The organism is Frateuria hangzhouensis (assembly GCF_026410505.1).
In the GTDB taxonomy this organism is placed as follows: domain Bacteria; phylum Pseudomonadota; class Gammaproteobacteria; order Xanthomonadales; family Rhodanobacteraceae; genus Frateuria_A; species Frateuria_A hangzhouensis.
In genome coordinates, this window is sequence record NZ_JAPMIU010000004.1 from 245,556 (window position 1) to 266,235 (window position 20,680).

The following is a 20,680-nucleotide window of genomic DNA, read 5'->3' on the forward strand; positions in this document are numbered from 1 at the left end:
CCGCCAGGATCACGCCTGGCGCTGGCATCTTGCGCCGATCGGCATCCTGCGTCCGTGATACGGCGTTGGTCGGGCGGCCACCGCGCGGGCACGCCGCCGTCGCGTCAACCGTTGCCGGCATAGGCCAGGCACCAGCCGCGCGGGCTGATGTCGCCGGCGACGATGATGCAGTGGCCCGGCGCCCGGGCGTCCTCGCCCGCAATGAAGTTGGCGCAGTTGGCGCAGGCGGACGTGCCCCTGGGCTGGTCCTGGTACTGCAGGGCCGCCTTGCTGGCCGTGCCGGCGGGTGCGCCGCCGGAGGACGCCAGCGCGGCGCGGCCCGGCAGCGGCAGGGCGGCGGTCGCGCCGGCGGCCACCGCCAGGTGGCGGAGCAGGGCGCGGCGGGAGAGGCGAAGGTCGAATGGGTCGTTCAATGGATTGCCCTCCGGGGCGTGGCAGGCAGGCCGCATGCGCCGACTGCCATGGCGCTCGAAACGTGCGCGTTCAGTCGTTGCCGGGTACGGCGAGCCAGAACGGCAGCCGCCCGTGGGTGGCGAGCTGCCGCGTCACCTCCAGCGTGCGGGTGTCGATCACCGCGAGCTTGTCGGTGCCGGTGACGCCGACGTAGACCCAGCGCCCATCGCGGCTGGCGCGCACACCGTGCGGACCCTGGCCGACCTCGATGCGCTTGACCACCTTGAACGTGGCCGGATCGATCACGTCGACCACGTGGTCGGCGATCGCACCGGCAAACACGTAACGCCCACCCGGGATCACGTCGATGCCGCCGTGGCCCAGCCCGACCGGGATCACCGCCAGCACCTTGCGCGAGGCGAGGTCGACCGCGGCGACCTTGCCGACCAGGTCGCGCACCCACAAGGTCCGTCCATCGGCGGAAAGATCGAGATTGTGCGGGCCGTGGATGCCCGGCACGGGGAACGCGTCGACCTTGGCCAGCGACGCCATGTCCAGCACGGCCACGCCGCCGGCACCCTGCAGGGTGACGTAGGCCAGCTTGCCGTCGGCACTGAAGCGCGCGTTGTGCGGCACCTTGCCGACGGCGATCGACCTGGCCACGCGCTGCCCGGCCATGTCGATCACCGCGACGGTGCCCTGGCCGGCGCTGACCGCGAGGCCCCAGCGGCCGTCCGGGCTGATCGCCACGCCCTGCGGTGTCGGGCCGACCGGCAAGGTGGCCAGCTTCCGCCCGTTGCGCGGATCGAGCAGGTACGCCTCGGGCCGGTCCTTGCTGCTGACCAGCATGCGGCGGCCATCGGCGCTGATGGCGTCGTAATGGGCGCCGGGCAGGGCGTCCCAGGCGGCGTCGGAAGGCATGCGTTCGACCGCGTCGCTGGATTGCAGCGTCACGTAGACGGGCTCGGGAAACCGCTCGTGCGATTCGGCGGCGCGGGCGGCCGTGGCGCCCAGGCAGCCCGCGGCCGCGAGCGTGCAGCAGGCCAGCGCCAGGCGCAGGCGGTGCGGGGTCGATCGATCGTTGTTCGGAGGCATGCTGGATCCTGTGTGGGGGGAACGGGTCGTTCCGTGCGCCGGGTCGTCCGCAGCGGCGTTCATGCGCAAGACGCAGGTGCGCAGGATTTATTCCCCCAACGACATTGGGTGGCGGATACGGACGGCGTTGCACCAAATCGGCGCAATGCCCATCATGGGTGCAATGAACGACATCGATTGGCGCACATGGGCGGAGCAGGCGACCACCGGGCTGGGCCTGGTCGACAGCGAGCTGCGCCTGGCCTGGCTCAACCCCTCATTGGCCGAGGCGCTGGAGCTGGGGCCGCGGCGTGCCGTGGGCCAGCCTTTGCCCGCGCTGCTGGACGAACCGGGCCTCGCCGCCCAGGCCGCGCGTGCGCGCGGCGGGCAGCACGCGGTGCATTGGCGGGACCTGCGGATACACGCACGGCGCCTGGATGCCTCGCTGCAGCCGCTCGGTCCCGAGGCCTTCCTGCTGGAGGTGCATGTGCTGGCCGAGCCGGCCGGCAGCGATTCCCCGGTGTCGGCCAGCCTGCGCGGGTTCGCCCACGAGGTGAAGAACCCGCTGGCCGGCCTGCGCGGCGCCGCGCAACTGCTGCAGCGGCGGGTCGGCGATGCCGACCTGCAGGCACTGGCCGGCATGGTGATCGCCGAAGCCGATCGGCTGGCGGCGCTGGCCGACCGGCTGCTGCGCCATGGCGGCGCGTCGCAGTGCGCGCCGCTGAACATCCACGCCGTGCTCGAACGTGTGGTGGCGCTGTTGCAGGCCGAGCCGGCGCCGCTGGTCATCCATCAGGATTACGACCCGAGCCTGCCCGACCTGCGTGGCGACGCCGATCGCCTGCAGCAGTTGTTGCTTAACCTGGCGCGCAACGCGCACGAGGCCGGCGCCCGCGCCCTGATCCTGCGCACGCGTGCCGAGCACGGGGTGCGGGTCGGCGAGCGCGTGCTGCGCACGGCAGTGCGGCTGGACGTGGTCGACGACGGCGCCGGCGTGCCGGCCGAGCTGCGCGACACCCTGTTCGAACCGCTGGTGTCCGGCCGCGCCGAGGGCACCGGGCTGGGCCTGGCGCTGGCGCGCGAGATCGCCCACGAGCATGGCGGCGAACTGCGCCACACCGGCGCGCCGGGCGCCACCACGTTCACCCTTTGGCTGCCGCTGGAATCCGCATGAGCCGCGTCCCGTCCTTCTTTTTCATCGCTTTGCCGGACAAGCCATGAAACCCGAGGTCTGGATCGTCGATGACGACCGCAGCATCCGCTACGTGCTGGCCGAAGCCCTGCGCGAGGCGGGCCTGGCGGTACGCGAGTTCGGCGACGCCGCGGCCGTGCGCATCGCGCTGCGCGAGGCGCGTCCCTCGCTGCTGCTGACCGACGTGCGCATGCCCGGCGAAAACGGCCTGGCGCTGCTCGCCGAATTCGCCGCGCGGGCCATCGGCCCGGTGATCGTGATGAGTGCCTACACCGATGTCGCCACTACCGCCGCGGCCTTCCGCGCCGGCGCGGCCGACTACCTGGCCAAGCCGTTCGACCTGGACCACGCGGTGGCGGTGGTGCGCCGCGCGCTGGCCGAGCAGCCTGTCGCGCCGGCGCCGCCCGCACTGGCGCCGACCCATGCGCTGCTGGGCGAAAGCGCGCCGATGCGCGAGGTGTTCCGGCTGATCGGCCGGGTCGCGGCGAGCGACCTCAACGTGCTGGTCACCGGCGAGACCGGCACCGGCAAGGAACTGGTGGCGCGCGCGCTGCACGAGGAGAGCGCGCGTCGCGGCAAGCCGTTCGTGGCGCTCAATACCGCGGCCATTCCCAGCGAGTTGCTGGAAAGCGAACTGTTCGGCCACGAAGCCGGCGCGTTCACCGGCGCGGCCCGGCGCGTGGCCGGGCGTTTCGAGCAGGCCGAAGGCGGCACGCTGTTCCTGGACGAGATCGGCGACATGCCGCTGGCGCTGCAGACGCGGTTGCTGCGCGTGCTGGCCGGCGGCGAGTTCTACCGCGTGGGCGGGCGCGAGCTGATCCGCGGCAATGTGCGGATCATCGCCGCCACCCATCAGGATCTGGATGCGCGGGTGGCGTCCGGGCAGTTCCGCGCGGACCTGAAACACCGTCTGGACGTGGTGCGCATCGAATTGCCGCCGCTGCGCACGCGGCGGGCGGACATCCCGCTGTTGGCGCGGTACTTTCTGGCGGCGGCGGCACAGGAGCTGAAGCTGCCGCCAAAGCGGTTTTCGCGCGCGGCGCTCAAGGCGCTGGAGCAGCGTGGGTTCCCGGGCAACGTGCGCGAGCTGGAAAACCTGTGCCGGCGGCTCGCGGTGATCGCGCCCGGCGCCGAGATCCAGGCGGCGGAGCTGGGTACGGTGGCGCCGCCGCTGGCGGCCGGCGATTGGACCGGCGCCCTGCGCGACTGGGCGGGCGAGGCCCTCGCGCGCGGCGAGGCGGACATCCACGCGCGCGCCCGCGATGCGCTCGACCGCACCCTGCTGGAGGCGGCGCTGGCAGCGCATGGCGGACACCGGCAGCATGCGGCGGCGGCGCTGGGGGTGGGGCGCAACACGTTGACGCGCAAGCTGGGCGCCTCGAGACGGCGCACTCCTTAGCTGGATAAGCCAAGCCCATCCGCCGCGCCCCTGTAGGAGCCCACTTGTGGGCGATGCTTTAGCGCAGGTTGAACGAAGAGCATCGTCCACAAGTGGGCTCCTACAGGTTCGTCGCGCGTCGGAGCCGATAATCGCGAAGCCGCCTGGAGATCCTGATGCCCGATACGCCCGTCATCCGCCCCGCCACTCGCGCCGACATCCCCGATCTGGTCGACTGGAATGCCGCCATGGCGCAGGAGACCGAAGCCAGGGCGCTCGATCGCGCAGTGCTTTCGCGCGGTGTCGAAGCGGTATTCGATGAACCGCGGCGCGGCTTCTATCTGGTGGCCGAGCGTGGCGGCGTGGCAGTGGGCAGCCTGCTGGTCACCTACGAATGGAGCGACTGGCGCGCGGGCGATTTCTGGTGGATCCAGAGCGTGTACGTCGCGCCGGCGGCGCGACGCGGCGGCGTGTTCCGCGCGCTCTACGCGGCGGTGCGCGACAAGGCGCACGCCGCCGGCGCGGTGGGCCTGCGGCTGTACGTGGAAACCGCGAACCACCGCGCCCAGCGCACCTACGCCGACCTGGGCATGGCGCCCTGCCATTACCTGATGTACGAAGAAGCGCTGCCGCCCTCATAGCGTGGGCTTGAGCCCACCGTGCAGGCTTCCGGCAAGTGAGGATGGTGGGTTGAAGCCCATCCTACGGATCGTTACGGGCGGTCGGACGCCCAGCGCAACAGGTGCTGCTCGGTCAGCAGCCGGCCGAAGGCCGCCGCATCCATCGGCGCGCCGAACAGGAAACCCTGCAATTGCTCGCAACCGGCCGCGCGCAGGTACTCGGCCTGGGCCTCGGTCTCCACGCCTTCGGCCACCACCGTCTTGGCCAGGCTGCGCGCCATGGCGATGATCGCCTGGGTGATCGCGGCGGTATCCGGGTCGCTTTCGACGTCGCGCACGAAGGCGCGGTCGATCTTCAGCGCATCGACCGGGAAATGCTTCAGGTACGACAGGCTGCAGTAGCCGGTGCCGAAGTCGTCCAGCGACAGCCGCACGCCGCAGCGCTTGATCCGCTGCAGCAGCGCGATGGTGGCGTCGCCGCCGGCCATCACGGTGCGTTCGGTCAGCTCCAGCTCCAGCAGCGCCGGGTCGAGCGTGCAGTCGGCCAGCACCGCCTCCAGTTCGTCAAGGAAACCGGCCTGCTCGAACTGCAGGGAGGAGACGTTCACCGCGATCGGCACGCCCATTTCCTGCTGGTGCCAGACGTCGGCCTGGCGGCACGCCTCGCGCAATACCCAGGCGCCGATCGGCACGATCAGGCCGGTGTCCTCGGCCACCACCACGAACTGCTCGGGCGTGTAGCGTTCGGTGCCGTCGGGGCCGTACCAGCGCAGCAGCGCCTCGGCGCCGACGATGCGGCCGTCCCTGGCGTCCACCTTGGGCTGGTAGTAGAGCGACAGTTGCTCCTGCGCCATCGCCAGGCGCAGTTCGGCCTCGATGCGCCGGCGCGCCGAGGCGCGTTCGTTCATCGAGGCGGTGAAAAAGCGGTAGCTGTGGCGGCCGCCGACCTTGACCTCGTACATCGCGCTGTCGGCATGGCGCAGCAACGCCTCGGCGTCGCTGGCATCGTCCGGGTACAGGCTGATGCCGACCGACATGTGCAGCGCCAGTTCCGGCAGGCCGCCGACCGCGGTGCGTTCGCCGTAGGCGATCAGCCGCTGCGCGATGCTGGCGGCGTGCCCGGGCGATTCCACCTGCGGCAGCACCGCCACGAACTCGTCGCCGTGATGGCGGCACAGCAGGTCGTCGTCGTGCAGCGCCTGGCGCAGCTGGCTGGCGAACGCGCGCAGCACGCGGTCGCCATTGGCCGGGCCGTGCTGGTCGTTGATCTGCTTGAAGTGGTCGATGTCGATGTGAAGCAGCGCGCAGCGCTGCTGGCGGCGGCGCGCGGTGGCCACCACCTGCTCGACCTGCGGTTGCGTCTGGCTGCGGTTGGGCAGGCCAGTGAGCGTATCGAGCTGGGTCAGGTGGATCATCTTCAGCGCCAGCGCGCGCGTCTCGCTGACGTCGCGGAACACCAGCACGCCGCCGACGGCATGGCCGGCGTGATCGTGGATCGGCGCGGAGGAATCCTCGATCGGCGTCTCGAAGCCGTTGCGGTGCGTCAGCACCGCGCGGCCTTCCAAGTCGACGATGGCGTTGCGCTCGATCGCCGCGCGCAGCGGGTTGGGCAACGCCGCGCCGGTGCGCGCGTCGCGCAGGCGGAACACCTCGTCCATCGGCCGGCCGCGCGCCTCGGTCGCGCTCCAGCCGGTGAGCCCTTCGGCGATCGGGTTGAGCGAGGTGATGCGCAGTTCCAGGTCGGCGGCGATGACCGCGTCGCCGATCGACTTGAGCGTGACTTCGGCCAGCTCGCGTTCGCGGAACAGTGCCTCCTCGTACTGCTTGCGCGGGGTGATGTCCTCCACCTGCGACACGAAATACAGCGGCTTGCCATGCTCGTCGCGCACCAGCGAGACGCTGAGCTGGAAATGCACCACGTGGCCGTCCTTGTGCAGGTTGCGCTTTTCCACCTGGTAGGCGTCGCTGCTGCCGGCAAGCATCTGCTGGAGCTGCCCGGCATCGACGGCGTGGTCGTCCGGATGGGTGATGTCGGCGATGCTGAGGGTGAGGAACTCCTCCTCGGCGTAGCCGAGCATGCGGCAGACCGCTTCGTTGACCCGCAGGAAGCGGCCGTCCGGGCGCACCAGCGCCATGCCGATGGCGGCGTGCTGGAAGGCGCCGAAGAAGCGTTGCTCGCTCTCGCGCAGCTTCAGCTCCAGCGCGTGCCGCTCGGTGATGTCGATGAACACCGCGAACACGCCGTCCACGCGGCCCTGCGCGTCGGCGTCGGGCTGGAAGCTGGCGTGCATGTAGCGGTGCGCGCGCCCGGCGAACAAGACCCCTTCGAGCGTGCCCGGGCGGCCGCCCAGCGCGGCCTGCAGAGCCTCGATCGCGCGCGGCGCGTTGGCCTCGTCGAACAGTTCGCCAGCGGCGCGGCCGGCCAGGCTCTCCGCCGACAGGCCCAGCCAGCGTCGCGGCGGCTGGTTGGCATAGCGGACGCAAAGGTCCGGATCGATGTAGACGATCAGGCCGGGTATGCCGCGCAGTACGTACTCTGGCCACTTCCGGGTGGACTGGCCGGCCTCTTTGGCTGGATCGTCCAGCGATCCGTCCGGTGAAAGGGGTTGGTTCATGGCTCTCCCCCTGAGCGCATCCCCTGTTGCGGGGCCCATCATGCGCCTGAGATGGGGATGGGCGCCACAACCGACGCACGGCGGCCTGGTGGATCGGTGATGCATGTGGCCGGTCGCGGCAGTAGTTTCGCCACGCTTTCCGCGCGACGCCTCATGGGAGCCGTTCGTGGGCTCCGTGCGGATCCGGCGGCCGGCCTCAGTGCCGCGAGGGCGTCGGCGCGGTGAGGCCGTGGTCGTCCAGCACCACCTGGCCCTGCGCCTGCAGCGCCGGCTCGATGCCGTAGCGGGCGGCCAGCACCGCCACCAGCGGCCCGAGGGCCTGCGGCGCGAGCGGGTAGGCGTGGGCGAGCAGGCGCGGTCGTTCGCCGGTGCCGGCCTGGAAGGCGGTGACCGCCACGGTGCCCAGGCCGGGCGCCTCGTGCGCGATCAGCGTCGGCGCGGGCAAGGCCGGGTCGGGTTCGGCCAGCGTCTCCAGCATGCCGTGGCCGGCCGATTCGCCGTCTTCGAGCTGCAGCGGCACGTGATGCGCCTGCAGCAGGGCGGCGTACTGGCGCAGTTCGAACACGACCCCGGCAAAGGCGTGTGCGCGCTGCGCCGGGCCGCCCGGCTGGTCCGCCAGCCAGGCGGCGGGCGAGCCGGCACGTACGGCGCCGTCGGCGTAGCGCAGCGGCAGGCCGCGGGCGCTGAGCGTGGTTTCCGGCTGGTAGGGGGTAAGCAGCGCGGCCTCGAGCAGGGTCCACAACGGCGCCAGGTTGACGTGTTCGTACTGCACGCAGGTCAGCGCGAGCAGGTCGTTGCGGCTCAGGTAACGGGCGTGTTCGAGTTGCGCGCCGAGCGTGCGCATCAGCCAGTCGGCGGTGCGCGCGCCGGTTTCGCCGCGGCCGACCAGCTGCACTTCCATGTCCTGGGCCAGGCTGTCGGCCAGCGCCTCGGTGGCCAGCACCGACAGCGGCAGCAGGCGCAGCGCGCCGCCGGCATGTCCGGGTTCGGGCAGCAGCGTCGGTGCCGGCATCTGCCCGGCGTGGCTGCCGAAGGCGACCACGTTGTCCAGATGTCCGCGCGGCACGCGACGGGCCAGGTCGTCCAGGGTGGTCCATACCGGGAAGCCCGGGCGCAGCAGTTCGACCGGATCGAACAACGCGCCGGCCAGCGCCAGCCGCGCCTCGCCGATGCGCGGCAGCAACGCGTGCAGGTCCTCGGCGACCAGCGCCGCCAGGCCGTCGGCCTGGTCGCGGCTGAGCGTGGCGACGGACGGCGCCTGGCCGGACGAAAACTCCAGCGCGAGCACCGCGGGCAGGGCAATCAGCGGTTGCGCTTCCATCAGGTGGCGATCCGAACGGGGAGTTGCCGATTATACGGGGCGCCCCCCGTTCACGCTTTTGGGCTTCCGCCGCATGGGCCTGCGGGTTAGCCTTGGGGACTCAAGGCCCAAGGACCGCGCAGGACATGGAAAAAACCACCAAGCGTGTCGGTGTGATCGGCGGCGTGCGTATTCCGTTCTGTCGCAACAACACCGCGTACGCCGACGTCGGCAACTTCGGCATGTCGGTGAAGGTGCTCGGCGCACTGGTGGAGCGATACGGTCTGCACGGCGTGGAGCTGGGCGAGGTGGCGCTGGGCGCGGTGATCAAGCACGCCGCGGACTGGAACCTCGCGCGCGAGGCGCTGCTCAGTTCCGGCCTGGCCCCGACCACGCCCGGCATCACCACCGCGCGCGCCTGCGGCACCTCGCTGGACAACGCCATCATCGTGGCCAACAAGATCGCGGTGGGGCAGATCGAGGCCGGCATTGCCGCCGGCGCCGACACCACCAGCGACGTGCCGATCGTCTACGGCGAGCGCCTGCGCAAGCGGCTGCTGGCGATCAACCGCGCCAAGGGCTGGCAGGACAAGCTCGCTGCCGCCACGCGCGGCTTCTCGCCGGCGGAGCTCAAGCCGTCCTTCCCGGGCGTGGCCGAGCCGCGTACCGGGATGTCGATGGGCGATCACTGCGAGAAGATGGCGCGCGAGTGGCACATCGACCGCGAGTCGCAGGACCGCGTGGCGCTGGAAAGCCACAAGAAGCTGGCCGCCGCCTACGAGTCCGGCTTCATGGACGACCTGGTGGTGCCCTTCCGCGGCGTCAAGCGCGACAACATCCTGCGGCCGGACACCAGCATGGAAAAACTGGCCACGCTCAAGCCGGCGTTCGACCGCAGCTCCGGCCACGGCACGCTCACCGCCGGCAACTCCACGGCGCTCTCCGATGGCGCCGCGGCGGTGCTGCTGGCCGGTGAGGACTGGGCCGCGGCGCGCGGCCTGCCGGTGCAGGCCTGGGTGCGCGATGCCGAGGTGGCCGCGGTCGACTTCGTGCATGGCGAAGGCCTGCTGATGGCGCCGACCGTGGCGGTGGCGCGGCTGCTGACGCGAAATGGGCTCACGTTGCAGGACTTCGACTTCTACGAGATCCACGAGGCGTTCGCCGCGCAGGTGCTGTGCACCTTGCGTGCATGGGAAAGTGCCGACTACTGCCGCAGCCGGCTGGGCCTCGACGCGCCGCTGGGCAGCATCGATCCGGCCAAACTCAACGTGCACGGCTCCAGCCTCGCCGTCGGCCACCCGTTCGCCGCTACCGGCGCGCGGCTGGTCGCCACGCTGGCCAAGGAGCTGGCGCAGAAGGGCAGCGGCCGGGGCCTGATCTCGATCTGCACCGCCGGCGGCATGGGCGTGGTGGCGATCCTGGAGCGCTGAGCCGCGCGAGCTGCCATGCCGCGACTGCGCGTCAGCACTACCCTGAGCCTGCTGGCCCTGCTCGTCGGCATCGGTGGAACCCACTGGCTGAGCGGCTTCACCGACGACTGGACCGGCCCGCGCACGCGGCCGGCAGCCCCGATCGCAGTCCGGCCTCATCGCCGCCACGTGCACCCTCGTTCGCATGCGCCGCCGCGCGTGGTCGGTGCGCTGCCGGACACGGTAGTGTCTGCCACGCCGGCGGCGCCGCCGGCGTTGGTCCCGCTGGATACGCCGCCGGGCCCATCCTCGTGGGCCGAATTGCGCGGTCATCTGGACGGCCGCGTCATCCTCGATGTCGCCACTGACGGCAGCGGCCGCGTGGTCGGCGTGCGCGTCGCGCAGTCCAGCGGCGATCCGGTGCTCGACGCGCACGCCGTGGCCACCGTCCGCCGCTGGCGCTTCGCCGTGCCGGCCGGCATGGCGGGCGTGCACGGCGAACTGCCGATGCGTTTCGATAGCCGCGCCCCGGCCACCCCGCCGTAACAGGGAAGGCGCGGTGTCAGAGGATCCCGCTGGCGCTCGACCCGAACGCGGTGATCAACCGCGTGTAGATCAGCTTCGGCGACAACGCCACGTCCGGGAAATCGCCCACCGGTTCGTAGCAGCTGTAGAACGCCGGATCGCTCGGCCGCATCGGCGTGCAGCCTTCCTTGAGCTGGTAGCTGGTGGCGTAGCGGTAGGGCCAGAAATCGAATAGCGGCAGGCTCTCGGAGATGTCGCCGATGGCCTGGTTGAGCTTGGTCAACAGCGGCACCACCGGCCGCCGCGGCGCGATCACCCAGGCGTTCCGCGGCCGGATGTCGCGCAGGATCGCGCGGCGCAGTTGTTCGGCGAAGCGGCGGTCGTAGACGATCACGCCGGCCTCGGTGTTGTAGTGGTCCGAGCGCGGATCGAAATTGTGCGAGCCGACCATCGCGAAGCGATCGTCCACCACGATCGACTTGGCGTGCAGCGCGAAGCGGCGGCCCTCGCTGACCAGCGGCGCGGGGCGCCGGCTGCTGCCGTGGCTGCCGAGCAGGCCGCGGACCTCGGTGCCGACATAGCGCTCCGAGGCATCGTGCGCGGGATCGCCGCTGGCGCGCGCGCCCTCGCCGACCCATTCCAGGCTGGCGCGGGCGTTGGCCGCGGCGGCATCGGACGCGTGCGGCTTCAGTTCGTAGATCTCGAAGCCGTAATCCTTCAGGTAGCGCTTGCGGTGCTTGTAGGACACCGCATACACCGCGAACGCGTCGGTGGAGGCCAGCGAGTTGGTCGACACCACGATGCGCGGTGGCGGCGTCAGCTGGTGCAGATACTCGAAGATCCGCCGCGCGCGCCGGCTCATGACCAGGTAGGGCGTCTGCAGTACCACTTCCTGGCGGGCCGAGCCGACCATCTGCATGACGTGTGCGGTGAACTGGCGCGCCTGGCGCTTGAGCGGCTGATCGGTCTTGCCCGGCAGGTCGCTGAAGAATTCGACCTTGCCGGCCTGCAGGCTGTCGGCCAGCACGTGCGCGCGCAGCCAGGCGCCGTCGTCGGCCTCCTGCTCCACGCGATAGACCCGTTGCGGGTGGTCGTACTCCGGCGCCGGCCAGCCGGGAGCGGCCGGGTGCGCCAGGATGTAGTGGTTGACGTCGCGCAGGTGGGTCAGCGGCACCGAGCGCTTGTGCCGCCAGAACAGCGCGAAGCTCTCGGCCATGGACTGCGCGGCCGGCCCGCCGACCAGCACGTCGCGGTCGACGTAGTCGAAGTCGTCGTCCCAGTCGAAGTAGCGGTCCTGGTAGTTGCGCCCGCCGGTGATGCCGGCCGTGCCGTCCACCACCAGCACCTTGTTGTGCATGCGCTGATTGAAGCGGAAGAAGCAGCAGGCGATGCCGGCCGCCCATTCCAGCGGCGAAGTACTCGCTTCGTGGAAGGTGGGGTTGTACAGCCGCACCTGCAGGTTCGGGCTGGCGCGGGCGAGCCGGTCCAGTACCGCCAGGTCGCCGAAGGAGAACAGCTGGTCGGCCAGGATCCGCACCCGCACGCCGCGGCGCGCGGCCCGCACCAGCTCGTCCAGCACCAGCTGGCCGACGTCGTCCTGGTCCCAGATGTAGGTCTGCACGTCGATCGTGCGCCGCGCCGCGCGGATCAGGCTCAGCCGCGCCACCAGTGCCGGTTCGCTGGCGCCCAGCAGCGCCACCAGGTGATGCGGCCGCGCGGGCGTCGAGGCGCCCAGCGCCCGGGTCGCCGCGTCGAGCAGCGGCGAGGGCTGCGCGCAACGGTCGGCGCGGCTGCAGGCGGAGGCGTCGGGCGTCGTGGCCGCGACCACCGCGTCCGCGCGGCGGATCTGTGCGCGCGATAGCGTGCAGCCGTCGAGCAGCACGGTGGCGGCGAGCAGGAAAAACAGGGCGAGGCGGGGCAAGGGCATGCCGCCCATGATACGGGCGGCGCCGCGTGCGTTCAGGGAACGGCGTCCGCACGGCGCGCCCGGAACGGACGCGTTGCGCGCCTCACTCGGGCTGGCGGGCGATCGCGATGGACAGCGCCAGTTGCACGTGGTCCGAGAGCACGGCGTGGTGGCCGGTCATGCCGAACTCGCTGCGCCGCAGTTCGCCGCGCGCCTCGATCAGGCAGGCATCGGCAGTACAACGCGCGGGAAGCAACTGGAAACTCACCGGGCGGGTGAAGCCGCGGAGGGTGAGCTGGCCCGCCAGCGTGCCACCGCCGTCGAGCGTGGCGCGCGATACCGGCGCCGAGACGAAGTGCATGGTCGGGTACTGCGCGGCGTCGAAAAATTCCTCGTCCAGCACCCAGCGGCGCAGGCGAGACGATTCCATCGAGAGGCTCTTCGCGGCGATGCGGGCGTCCACCACCATGCGGCCATCCTCGCGCGGCTCGACCGCGCCGGCGACCTGCTCGAAGCGGCCGTGGATGGTATGCACCCACAGCAGGCGCACGCCAAAGTCGACGTGCGAGGGCGCGCTGCGGATGTGCCATTCGCGCGATGGCGCGGCGTGCCCGGCGAGCGCGAAGGCGACCAGCGCGACGACAGCCGCGCTGCGCATCAAGGCGACCAGAAGGCGTCCAGCCGCGCGGCGCCCGGTTCCAGGTCCCCCTGCAGGTGCAGCACCGCCAGCCCGGCCGGAGGCATGCCGCGGAATTCATCCGAGCGCCCTTCCACCAGCAAGGCGACCAGCCGCTCGAAGCCCGGGTTGTGCCCCACCAGCAGCACGCAACGGGCGTCCGTGTGCTGGTCAAGCAGGGCCAGCAGTTCGCCCGGGGTGGCGTCGTAGACCTCCTCGCACAGCCCGATCGCCGCGTTCGGCGCGAAGGCGCGCGTCGCCAGTTCGGCGGTGCGGCGGGCGCGCAGGGCGGGCGAGCACAGCACGCGATCGGGCCGCGCACCATGCGAGGCCAGCCAGCGGCCGGCCGCCAGCGCCTCCTGTTCGCCGCGGGGGCTCAGGGCGCGGTCGCGGTCGTCGTCGCCGGAGGCTTCCGACAAGGCCTCGGCATGTCGCAACAGAATCAGTTCGTGCATGGTATCCCTCGCATCAATGCTGGCGTTTGAGCCAGCGCAGCAGCGGCAGCCAGTCCTGTTGCTGGCTGCGCACCTGTTCGGAGTGGTAGTCGAAGATGCCCTTGCCAAGGGCGGTGAGCAGCACGTAGGCCTGGCTGTCGCGCAGTTCCGCGACAACCGGGAAAGGCGAGGTTTCTGCCAGTTGCGCCAGCGCATCCTGGCTGGCGTGGGTCCACGGCTTGAGGCGGTTGCCGACCAGCGCCACCGGCAGCTTGCCGCGCTTGATCCGGGCGAAACCGGTCAACTGCTCGATGAAACCCAGCGTGGCATGCAGGTCGAAGGAGGAGGGCAGCACCGGCACCAGCACCGCGTTGGCCTGTTCGAGTAGCGGTTCGAGCTCGCGCTCGCTGGAGCCGGCCGGGGTGTCGATCAACAGCCGTTCGGTGTCCGGCGGCAGCCGATGCAGGCCGCGTCGGCCTTCCAGACCCAACACGCCGGGCACGCCCTCCGGCCGCAACGTGGCCCAGCGGTAGCTGGAGCCTTGGCGATCGGTATCGACGATGGCCGTGCGCTTGCCCTGCTGCGCCCAATGCGACGCCAGCTGGGTGACCAGCGTGCTCTTGCCGCACCCGCCCTTGCTGCATGCCACCAGCACCGTCAGCATCGGACCGCCCCTGTTCGCCCAAGGTGGGGGCAAGCGTAGCTGGTGGGCGGAGGAACCGCGAGAGGTGGCTTGGACGTCGTGGGTGCCCTGATCACGGCCGGAAGTGCTGCCGTAGGGCGGGCTTCCAATCCACCTGTTCGCTGCGGTGATGCGGTGGTGGGCTGAAGCCCACCCGACGATCGTCGGCGAGCCGGAGGATTCAGTGCTCCTCGCCACCGGCCTTGCGCGGCTCCCAGCCGGGCGGCGCGGTGGTGGACACGCCAGCCTCGCGCAGTGCCGCCAGCACCAGGCTCATTTCGGTGCCGCCCCGGCGGGCCAGCGACAGCAGCTGCCGGGCCCGCGCCTTGTCGGTTTGTGCGCCTGCGGCCAGTCGCGCGAATTGCTGCACCTGCCAGACCAGGTCGCGGCGCTCGCGCCTGGCCTGTTCGCGTTCGTCCGCGGCGCCGGCGAGCGCCTCGCGCAGATGCAGTCCCAGCGAGCGGGCCAGCGGGCTGGAGCCCCATTCGAGCGTCTTGCCGAGCCGGCGGCAATCGGCGGCGAGCGACGGGTCCTCGCCGGCGCTGCGGCACAGTTGCGCGGCCGCGTGCAGGGCTGGCTGCGGCTGCGCGCCGGCGATCCCGAACACGATCATCGCCTGCACGCCAGCGGCGCCCGCAGCGGCCTCGGGGTCGAGCGTGGCGTCCGGTGGCGGCAGCGTGCCCGCGCCGGTGGCGAGCGCCTGCAGGCTGGTGCCGGTGTAGTCGTCGTAGAGCCCGGCCTGCGCGGCCCGGGTCAGATCGGTGCGGGCATCGTCGTGCTTGTTGTTGCGCACGTCCTGGCCGAGCTTGAGCAGCCACACCGCGGCGTTGTCCGGCGCCTCCTTCAGCAGCGCGGCGAGAGCCTGCGGATGGGGGCAGGCGTCCGCCTGGGCGTCGCAATCGGCCAGTTGCACCCAGCGCTGGGCCGGGCCGTGACCCGGCGCGGCCACGGCGCGCTCGATCAGGCTGTGGAAATCGTTGCCGCTGGGCTGGTCCGGCAGCGGGCGGGCCAGCAATGCCGCGCCCAGCAGAGGCATCGCGTCGGCACGCGGCGCCAGCACGCTGACCAGGTCGCGCTGGAAAGCGATCAGCGCCGCGTTGCGCGCCTCCTGTGCGGTCGGCTTCGCCGGACTGGCCAGCGCGGTCGAAGGCGCGATACCGACGCCAAAGGCGCACACCAGTGCAAGGCCGAGTTGACGCAATCCTGGCATCGCGGTTTCCTTGGGGCGAAAGCGGCAGGATAGCGGGCATGGATTAAGCCAGCCTGATCCGCCGGCCGGTCGCCTTGCGCGACGGCGGGCGTTGGTGGTTAGCATGGCCGCTTCCCCGATGCGTGCTTGCGCGCACCCCCGCGAACGACCGGAGAAATGCCGTGATTCAGTTTTCGAGTTGGGCCGATCCGCAGGCCGCGCCGTGGTTCGTCGGCTGGGGCACGCTGGCGTTGATCAATGCGGGCCTGGCGCAGGGCAAGAATCGCAGCGGCGGACTGTGGTTCCTGCTCTCGCTGCTGCTCGGGCCGATCGCCACGCTGGTGATCGTGCTGCTGCCGAAGGTGCGGCAGAAGATGTTCTGACCGCGCCTCGCGGTAGGGTGGGCTTACTCGCCCAGCGCCTCGCGCATGAATTCCGGTTGCGCCAGCGCGCCGCGGTGGGTGTCGGCGTTGTAGTAGCGGGTCGGGAAGTTCTTGCTGATCGCGCCGCGCTCGCGGAAGCCGGACAGGTCCGCGCCCTTGCGCGCCATCGTGCAGCTCCACCAGCCGGTCGGGTAGCACGGCTGCGGGAAGGGCAGCGTCTTGACCGCTGAGAAGCCCGAGGTGCGCATGGCCGAGCGCATCGACTTGATCAGCTCGATGTGCGCCAGCGGCGACTCGCTCTGCTGCACCAGGATGCCGCCGTGGCGCAGCGCCTTGTGGCAACTGGCGTAGAAGGCCGCATTGAACAGGCCCTCGGCCGGGCCCACCGGATCGGTCGAGTCGACGATGATCAGGTCCAGCGAATCGGGCTCGGCCTCGGCCATGTATTTGATGCCGTCGATGAACAGCAGCTCCGCGCGCGGGTCGCCGTTGGACTCGCACAGCTCCGGGAAATACTCCTCGGCCAGCCGCGTCACGCGCTCGTCGATCTCCACCTGTGCGGCGTGCTCGACTTCCTCGTGCTTGAGTACCTCGCGAAGGGTGCCGCAGTCGCCGCCGCCGATGATCACCACGCGCTTGGCGCGCGCATGGGTGAACAGCGCCGGGTGGGTCATCATCTCGTGGTAGAGGAAGTTGTCGCGGCCGGTCAGCATCACGCAGCCGTCGATGACCATCAGGTTGCCCCAGTCGGTGGTCTGGTAGATCTCGATGGTCTGGAACGGCGTCTTCTCCGCATGCAGCAGTTTTTCCACCCGGAAGCCGATGGAGGAGCCGGAGGCCTGGTGGGCCTCGGTGAACCAGCTTGGTTGCGACATGGTGCAGTCCTGCAATGGGAGACGTGAAAAGGCCGGCATTGTAGCGGCAACCGTGCGCAGGCAATGTGCGCGTTGACCGCCCGTTGCCGTCCGGCACCGCTACAATGCGCCTCCGGGTCGGCCGCAAACCGCCCGTTGGAGTTTGGGCGGTAGAAACGTTCGAGCCGAAAAGTTCGCTGTGCAGGTCCAGTTTTTCGTCGATTCGCCGGCCCATAGTGTTTCTATGGGTCAAGAATTGGCGGAAAGATGGGCGCGTACAGCGGGCTTTGCAGCCCGGGCGGCTTCTACCGTCCAGACTCCTGGAGCCCATCCGGCCCCGCGGCGTGCGAGGCTTCCGGCCGGCGGGCCTTCTGCTCATTCGAGCTTGGCGTCAAGGCTCGCCGCTGCGACGTGCATGGATCCGTTTGCCTTGAAGGAGACCCTTGCCATGTCCACGTCCTGGACCGTCGACGACGCCCGCCAACTCTATGCGGTGCCGTACTGGAGCGACGGCTACGTCGACGTCGATGCCGTCGGCGGCATCGTGATGCGCCCGCGCGGCGCGGGCGGACCGTCGCTGTCGCTGCCGCAGATCGTCGAGCAGGCCCGCGCGCAGGGCTCGCGGCTGCCGCTGCTGGTGCGCTTTCCCGACATCCTGGCCGATCGCCTCAAGCGCATGCAGGGCGCGTTCGCCCGGGCGATCGGGGAAACCGGCTACGCCGGCGGCTACACGGCGATCTTCCCGATCAAGGTCAACCAGCAGCGCGGCGTGGTGCAGGAGCTGGTGGCCGCCGGCAGCGAAGGCTTCGGCCTGGAGGCCGGCTCCAAACCCGAGCTGATGGCGGTGCTGGCGCTGGCCCGGCCGAATTCGATCGTGATCTGCAACGGCTACAAGGACCGCCAGTACATTCGCCTGGCGCTGATCGGCCGCAAGCTGGGCCTGCGCGTGTTCATCGTGATCGAAAAGCTCTCCGAGCTGGAGCACGTGATCGCCGAGTCCAGGGCGCTGGATGTCGAGCCGCTGCTCGGTGTGCGTGTACGGCTGGCCTCGATCGGCGCCGGCAAGTGGCAGAACACCGGCGGCGACAAGGGCAAGTTCGGCCTGTCGCCGGCGCAGGTGCTGGAGCTGGTGGCGACGCTGGCCAGGGCCGGCCTGAAACACACGCTCAAGCTGCAGCACTTCCACATGGGCTCGCAGATTTCCAACGTGCGCGACATCGCCAACGGCATGCGCGAGGCCACGCGCTATTTCGTGGAACTGTCGCGCATGGGCGTGCCGCTGGAGATCGTCGACGTCGGCGGCGGGCTGGGCGTGGACTACGAGGGCTCACGTTCGCGCAGCCACAACTCGATCAACTACTCGATGGAGCAGTACGCGCTGACCATCGTGCAGTCGCTGGCCGAGGCGGTAGCGGCCGAGAAACTGGCCGCGCCGCACATCCTCACCGAGGCCGGCCGCGCGATGACCGCGCACCACGCCGTGCTGGTGTCCAGCGTGACCGAGGTCGAGCAAGTACCCGCCGGCGCGCTGCCCAAACCGCAGGCAGAGGAGCCGGTGGTGCTGCGCCACCTGCGCGAGGTGCACGCGGCGCTGGCCGAGCGCCCGCCGCTGGAGCTCTACCACGAGGCCCAGCACCACCTGGCCGAAGGCCAGTCGCTGTTCGCGCTGGGCCAGCTGAGCCTGGCCGACCGCGCGCGGCTGGACGAGCTGTTCTACCTCATCGCCAACGCGGTGCGCGCGCGGCTGTCGCCGGCCGACCGCGCCCACCGGACGCTGCTGGACGAACTGGACGAGAAGCTGGTCGACAAGTATTTCCTCAACTTCTCCGTGTTCGAATCGGTACCGGACATCTGGGCGATCGACCAGATCTTCCCGATCGTGCCGATCACGCGGCTCGATGAAGCGCCCACGCGCCGCGGCGTGATCGTCGACCTCACCTGCGATTCGGACGGCCGCATCGACCATTACGTCGATGCCGAGGGCGTCGACGTGAGCCTTCCGCTGCATCGCCTCGAGGACGGCAAGGACTATTGCCTGGGGCTGTTCATGGTCGGCGCCTACCAGGAGACGCTGGGCGACATCCACAACCTGTTCGGCGACACCGACGCGGTGAATGTGCGCGCCGACGGCGACGGCTACGTGTTCGACCACGTGCGCCGCGGCGACACCACCGACGTGATGCTCGACTACGTCGGCTACGACGTGGCGGCGCTCAGGCTCAGCTACCGCGAGCGCATCGCGTCGGCCGGGATCGAGGGCGAGCCGGCCGAAGGGTTGTATCGCGACCTCGACGCCGGCCTCACCGCCTATACCTACCTGGCCGACTAGGCGCGGGTGCCTACAAGATCGTTGATTTGCGGACTTGCCCCAAAGTCCGATAGCGCACGTCGGCGCCAGTCCTACAATCGCAGGCTCCCCACCGCGGAGCGCAAGCCATGGCCAACCTCGACGGCAAGGTCGCCCTGATCACCGGCGCCGCCAGCGGCATCGGCAAGGCCATCGCCGAGCTCTACGCGCGCGAGGGCGCCGCCGTGGCGATTGCCGACATCGACCCGCGGGCCGCCGAGGCCACCGCCGCCGCGATCAACACCGCCGGCGGGCGTGCGTTGGGGGTGGCGATGGACGTCACCGACGAGCACGCGGTCGAGGCCGGCACCGAGGCGGTGGTGCAGGCCTTTGGCCGTCCGGACATCCTCATTTCCAACGCTGGCGTGCAGATCGTCAACCCGATCGAGAGCTTCGCCTTCGCCGACTGGAAGAAGATGCTGGCGATCCACCTGGATGGCGCCTTCCTCACCACGCGCGCGGCGCTCAGGCACATGTATCCGGGCGACCGCGGCGGCATCGTGATCTACATGGGTTCGGCACATTCGCACGAGGCCTCCGCGCTCAAGGCACCCTACGTCACCGCCAAACATGGCCTGCTCGGCCTGGCGCGCACGCTGGCCAGGGAAGGCGCGCCGCACAACGTACGCTCGCACGTGATCTGCCCCGGTTTCGTGCGCACGCCGCTGGTGGAGAAGCAGATCCCGGAGCAGGCCAGGGAACTGGGCATCAGCGAGGAAGACGTGATCCGCAACGTGATGCTCAAGCACACCGTCGATGGCGTGTTCACCACGCTGGAGGACGTGGCGCAGACCGCATTGTTCCTGGCCACCTTCCCCAGCGCCGCGCTGACCGGCCAGAGCCTGGTGGTCAGCCATGGCTGGCACATGCAGTAGACAGGTTTTCGTAGGGTGGCTGAAGCCCACCGGCACGCTTGCGGAAAAGACCGGTGGCTGAAGCCCACCCTACGTCATTCGCGGTGGACCTGGAAGCCGCCGAATGACTGGCTGGTCGGCATCAACTCGATGCGGTTGACGTTGAGGTGCGCCGGCAGGTTGGCGATCCACCATAAGGTGTCGGCGATATCGCTGGCGGTGATCGGCTGCGCGCCGGCATAGAGCTTGTCCGACGCCGCCTCGTCGCCGCCGGTGCGCACCAGCGTGAACTCGGTTTGCGCCATTCCCGGCTCTACCGACGTCACGCGCACGCCGGTGCCGTGCAGGTCCGCGCGCAGGCCGAGCGAGAACTGTGAGACGAAGGCCTTGGTGCCGCCATAGACGTTGCCGCCCGGATACGGATAGGTGCTGGCGGTGGAGCTGATGTTGATGATCGCGCCGTGGCGCTCGATCAGGCCGGGCAGCAGCAGGCGGGTCAGCGTCACCAGCGCGGTGACGTTGGTGTCGATCATCTGCTTCCATTGCCCCAGGTCGGCCTGCTGCGCCGGCGCCGTGCCCAGTGCCAGGCCGGCGTTGTTGACCAGCAGGTCGATGCCGGCGAACTCGGCCGGCAGGCCGGCATGCGCCGCGCGCATGGCCGCCTCGTCGCGGATGTCGAACGCCAGCGCGCGCACGCGCCCGGCACCGTGGCGGTCGACCAGTGCCTGCAGCCGCTCGGCGCGCCGGCCGCTGGCGACCACGCGCCAGCCGCCGGCGACGAAGCGATCCACCGCCGCGGCGCCGAAGCCGGAGCTGGCGCCGGTGATCCAGACGACCTTGCCATCCATC

Annotated in this window: 19 protein-coding genes; 8 read left to right on the forward strand and 11 right to left on the reverse strand. The window is 70.5% G+C overall.

All coding sequences use genetic code 11. The features are described 5' to 3' along the window. Positions 1-104: 104 nt before the first annotated feature. Positions 105-413 (reverse strand): high-potential iron-sulfur protein, encoded by a 309-nt coding sequence (locus tag OSC30_RS06450; protein ID WP_267171023.1) that lies wholly within the window; start codon positions 411-413, stop codon positions 105-107. Between the two features lie 70 nt (positions 414-483). Beyond that, positions 484-1,488, reverse strand: coding sequence for a YncE family protein (locus OSC30_RS06455; protein ID WP_267171024.1), 1,005 nt, complete (start codon positions 1,486-1,488; stop codon positions 484-486). Between the two features lie 163 nt (positions 1,489-1,651). Between OSC30_RS06455 and OSC30_RS06460 the strand changes: the two genes are divergently transcribed. From OSC30_RS06460 to OSC30_RS06470, 3 genes are all read left to right on the forward strand, one after another. Further along, positions 1,652-2,641 (forward strand): two-component system sensor histidine kinase NtrB, encoded by a 990-nt coding sequence (locus OSC30_RS06460; RefSeq protein ID WP_267171025.1) that lies wholly within the window; start codon positions 1,652-1,654, stop codon positions 2,639-2,641. Between the two features lie 43 nt (positions 2,642-2,684). Next, positions 2,685-4,058, forward strand: a complete 1,374-nt coding sequence (gene ntrC / locus OSC30_RS06465) for a nitrogen regulation protein NR(I) (protein ID WP_267171026.1) — start codon at positions 2,685-2,687, stop codon at positions 4,056-4,058. Positions 4,059-4,213: 155 nt separating this feature from the next. After that, positions 4,214-4,678, forward strand: coding sequence for a GNAT family N-acetyltransferase (locus OSC30_RS06470; RefSeq protein ID WP_267171027.1), 465 nt, complete (start codon positions 4,214-4,216; stop codon positions 4,676-4,678). A 71-nt stretch (positions 4,679-4,749) separates the two neighbouring features. On the opposite strand, the gene OSC30_RS06475 is transcribed toward OSC30_RS06470, so the two are convergent. Then, the gene (locus OSC30_RS06475) at positions 4,750-7,272 is read right to left on the reverse strand and encodes a sensor domain-containing protein (protein WP_267171028.1); all 2,523 of its coding nucleotides are present in this window, start codon (positions 7,270-7,272) and stop codon (positions 4,750-4,752) included. A gap of 196 nt (positions 7,273-7,468) precedes the next feature. After that, a complete protein-coding gene (locus tag OSC30_RS06480) occupies positions 7,469-8,593 on the reverse strand; it encodes a hypothetical protein (protein ID WP_267171029.1) in 1,125 nt (374 codons plus the stop codon). Between the two features lie 125 nt (positions 8,594-8,718). Here OSC30_RS06480 and OSC30_RS06485 point away from each other — a divergent pair, with 125 nt between their 5' ends. Continuing rightward, positions 8,719-10,002, forward strand: a complete 1,284-nt coding sequence (locus tag OSC30_RS06485) for an acetyl-CoA C-acetyltransferase (protein ID WP_267171030.1) — start codon at positions 8,719-8,721, stop codon at positions 10,000-10,002. A 15-nt stretch (positions 10,003-10,017) separates the two neighbouring features. Continuing rightward, positions 10,018-10,527 carry an energy transducer TonB family protein gene (locus OSC30_RS06490; protein ID WP_267171031.1) on the forward strand — a complete coding sequence of 170 codons (510 nt, stop codon included), beginning with the start codon at positions 10,018-10,020 and terminating at the stop codon, positions 10,525-10,527. Between the two features lie 16 nt (positions 10,528-10,543). On the opposite strand, the gene OSC30_RS06495 is transcribed toward OSC30_RS06490, so the two are convergent. The 5 genes from OSC30_RS06495 to OSC30_RS06515 all read right to left on the reverse strand — a co-directional run bounded on the left by OSC30_RS06495 (position 10,544) and on the right by OSC30_RS06515 (position 15,414). Continuing rightward, positions 10,544-12,433 carry a phospholipase D-like domain-containing protein gene (locus OSC30_RS06495; protein ID WP_267171032.1) on the reverse strand — a complete coding sequence of 630 codons (1,890 nt, stop codon included), beginning with the start codon at positions 12,431-12,433 and terminating at the stop codon, positions 10,544-10,546. 82 nt (positions 12,434-12,515) lie between these two features. Next, a complete protein-coding gene (locus OSC30_RS06500; RefSeq protein ID WP_267171033.1) occupies positions 12,516-13,070 on the reverse strand; it encodes a YceI family protein in 555 nt (184 codons plus the stop codon). Next, positions 13,070-13,543, reverse strand: a complete 474-nt coding sequence (locus OSC30_RS06505) for a SixA phosphatase family protein (protein WP_267171034.1) — start codon at positions 13,541-13,543, stop codon at positions 13,070-13,072. Before OSC30_RS06505 ends, OSC30_RS06500 begins: the two co-directional genes overlap by 1 nt. A gap of 13 nt (positions 13,544-13,556) precedes the next feature. After that, positions 13,557-14,186, reverse strand: coding sequence for a nucleotide-binding protein (locus OSC30_RS06510; RefSeq protein ID WP_267171035.1), 630 nt, complete (start codon positions 14,184-14,186; stop codon positions 13,557-13,559). A gap of 199 nt (positions 14,187-14,385) precedes the next feature. After that, complete coding sequence (locus tag OSC30_RS06515) at positions 14,386-15,414, reverse strand: hypothetical protein (RefSeq protein WP_267171036.1); 1,029 nt, start codon at positions 15,412-15,414, stop codon at positions 14,386-14,388. Between the two features lie 161 nt (positions 15,415-15,575). On the opposite strand from OSC30_RS06515, the gene OSC30_RS06520 reads away from it, so the two are divergent. Next, entirely contained in the window at positions 15,576-15,776 is a 201-nt protein-coding gene (locus tag OSC30_RS06520) for an antitermination protein NusB (protein ID WP_267171037.1), read from the forward strand. A 23-nt stretch (positions 15,777-15,799) separates the two neighbouring features. On the opposite strand, the gene speE is transcribed toward OSC30_RS06520, so the two are convergent. Further along, on the reverse strand, positions 15,800-16,651 hold the full coding sequence (speE, locus tag OSC30_RS06525) for a polyamine aminopropyltransferase (RefSeq protein ID WP_267171038.1): 852 nt from the start codon (positions 16,649-16,651) through the stop codon (positions 15,800-15,802). Between the two features lie 427 nt (positions 16,652-17,078). On the opposite strand from speE, the gene speA reads away from it, so the two are divergent. Beyond that, positions 17,079-18,959 (forward strand): biosynthetic arginine decarboxylase, encoded by a 1,881-nt coding sequence (gene speA / locus OSC30_RS06530; protein WP_267171039.1) that lies wholly within the window; start codon positions 17,079-17,081, stop codon positions 18,957-18,959. Between the two features lie 107 nt (positions 18,960-19,066). Then, positions 19,067-19,852 carry a 3-hydroxybutyrate dehydrogenase gene (locus OSC30_RS06535; protein ID WP_267171040.1) on the forward strand — a complete coding sequence of 262 codons (786 nt, stop codon included), beginning with the start codon at positions 19,067-19,069 and terminating at the stop codon, positions 19,850-19,852. 74 nt (positions 19,853-19,926) lie between these two features. On the opposite strand, the gene OSC30_RS06540 is transcribed toward OSC30_RS06535, so the two are convergent. Beyond that, entirely contained in the window at positions 19,927-20,679 is a 753-nt protein-coding gene (locus OSC30_RS06540; RefSeq protein WP_267171041.1) for an SDR family NAD(P)-dependent oxidoreductase, read from the reverse strand. Position 20,680 lies beyond the last annotated feature (1 nt).

Excerpts from the sequence above, each read along its gene's own strand:
- OSC30_RS06455 (WP_267171024.1), bottom strand. The coding sequence starts at position 1,488 with ATGCCTCCGAACAACGATCGATCGACCCCGCACCGCCTGCGCCTGGCG.
- OSC30_RS06460 (WP_267171025.1), top strand. The coding sequence starts at position 1,652 with ATGAACGACATCGATTGGCGCACATGGGCGGAGCAGGCGACCACCGGG.
- ntrC (WP_267171026.1), top strand. The coding sequence starts at position 2,685 with ATGAAACCCGAGGTCTGGATCGTCGATGACGACCGCAGCATCCGCTAC.
- OSC30_RS06470 (WP_267171027.1), top strand. The coding sequence starts at position 4,214 with ATGCCCGATACGCCCGTCATCCGCCCCGCCACTCGCGCCGACATCCCC.
- OSC30_RS06475 (WP_267171028.1), bottom strand. The coding sequence starts at position 7,272 with ATGAACCAACCCCTTTCACCGGACGGATCGCTGGACGATCCAGCCAAA.
- OSC30_RS06480 (WP_267171029.1), bottom strand. The coding sequence starts at position 8,593 with ATGGAAGCGCAACCGCTGATTGCCCTGCCCGCGGTGCTCGCGCTGGAG.
- OSC30_RS06485 (WP_267171030.1), top strand. The coding sequence starts at position 8,719 with ATGGAAAAAACCACCAAGCGTGTCGGTGTGATCGGCGGCGTGCGTATT.
- OSC30_RS06490 (WP_267171031.1), top strand. The coding sequence starts at position 10,018 with ATGCCGCGACTGCGCGTCAGCACTACCCTGAGCCTGCTGGCCCTGCTC.
- OSC30_RS06495 (WP_267171032.1), bottom strand. The coding sequence starts at position 12,433 with ATGCCCTTGCCCCGCCTCGCCCTGTTTTTCCTGCTCGCCGCCACCGTG.
- OSC30_RS06500 (WP_267171033.1), bottom strand. The coding sequence starts at position 13,070 with ATGCGCAGCGCGGCTGTCGTCGCGCTGGTCGCCTTCGCGCTCGCCGGG.
- OSC30_RS06505 (WP_267171034.1), bottom strand. The coding sequence starts at position 13,543 with ATGCACGAACTGATTCTGTTGCGACATGCCGAGGCCTTGTCGGAAGCC.
- OSC30_RS06510 (WP_267171035.1), bottom strand. The coding sequence starts at position 14,186 with ATGCTGACGGTGCTGGTGGCATGCAGCAAGGGCGGGTGCGGCAAGAGC.
- OSC30_RS06515 (WP_267171036.1), bottom strand. The coding sequence starts at position 15,414 with ATGCCAGGATTGCGTCAACTCGGCCTTGCACTGGTGTGCGCCTTTGGC.
- speE (WP_267171038.1), bottom strand. The coding sequence starts at position 16,651 with ATGTCGCAACCAAGCTGGTTCACCGAGGCCCACCAGGCCTCCGGCTCC.
- speA (WP_267171039.1), top strand. The coding sequence starts at position 17,079 with ATGTCCACGTCCTGGACCGTCGACGACGCCCGCCAACTCTATGCGGTG.
- OSC30_RS06535 (WP_267171040.1), top strand. The coding sequence starts at position 19,067 with ATGGCCAACCTCGACGGCAAGGTCGCCCTGATCACCGGCGCCGCCAGC.
- OSC30_RS06540 (WP_267171041.1), bottom strand. The coding sequence starts at position 20,679 with ATGGATGGCAAGGTCGTCTGGATCACCGGCGCCAGCTCCGGCTTCGGC.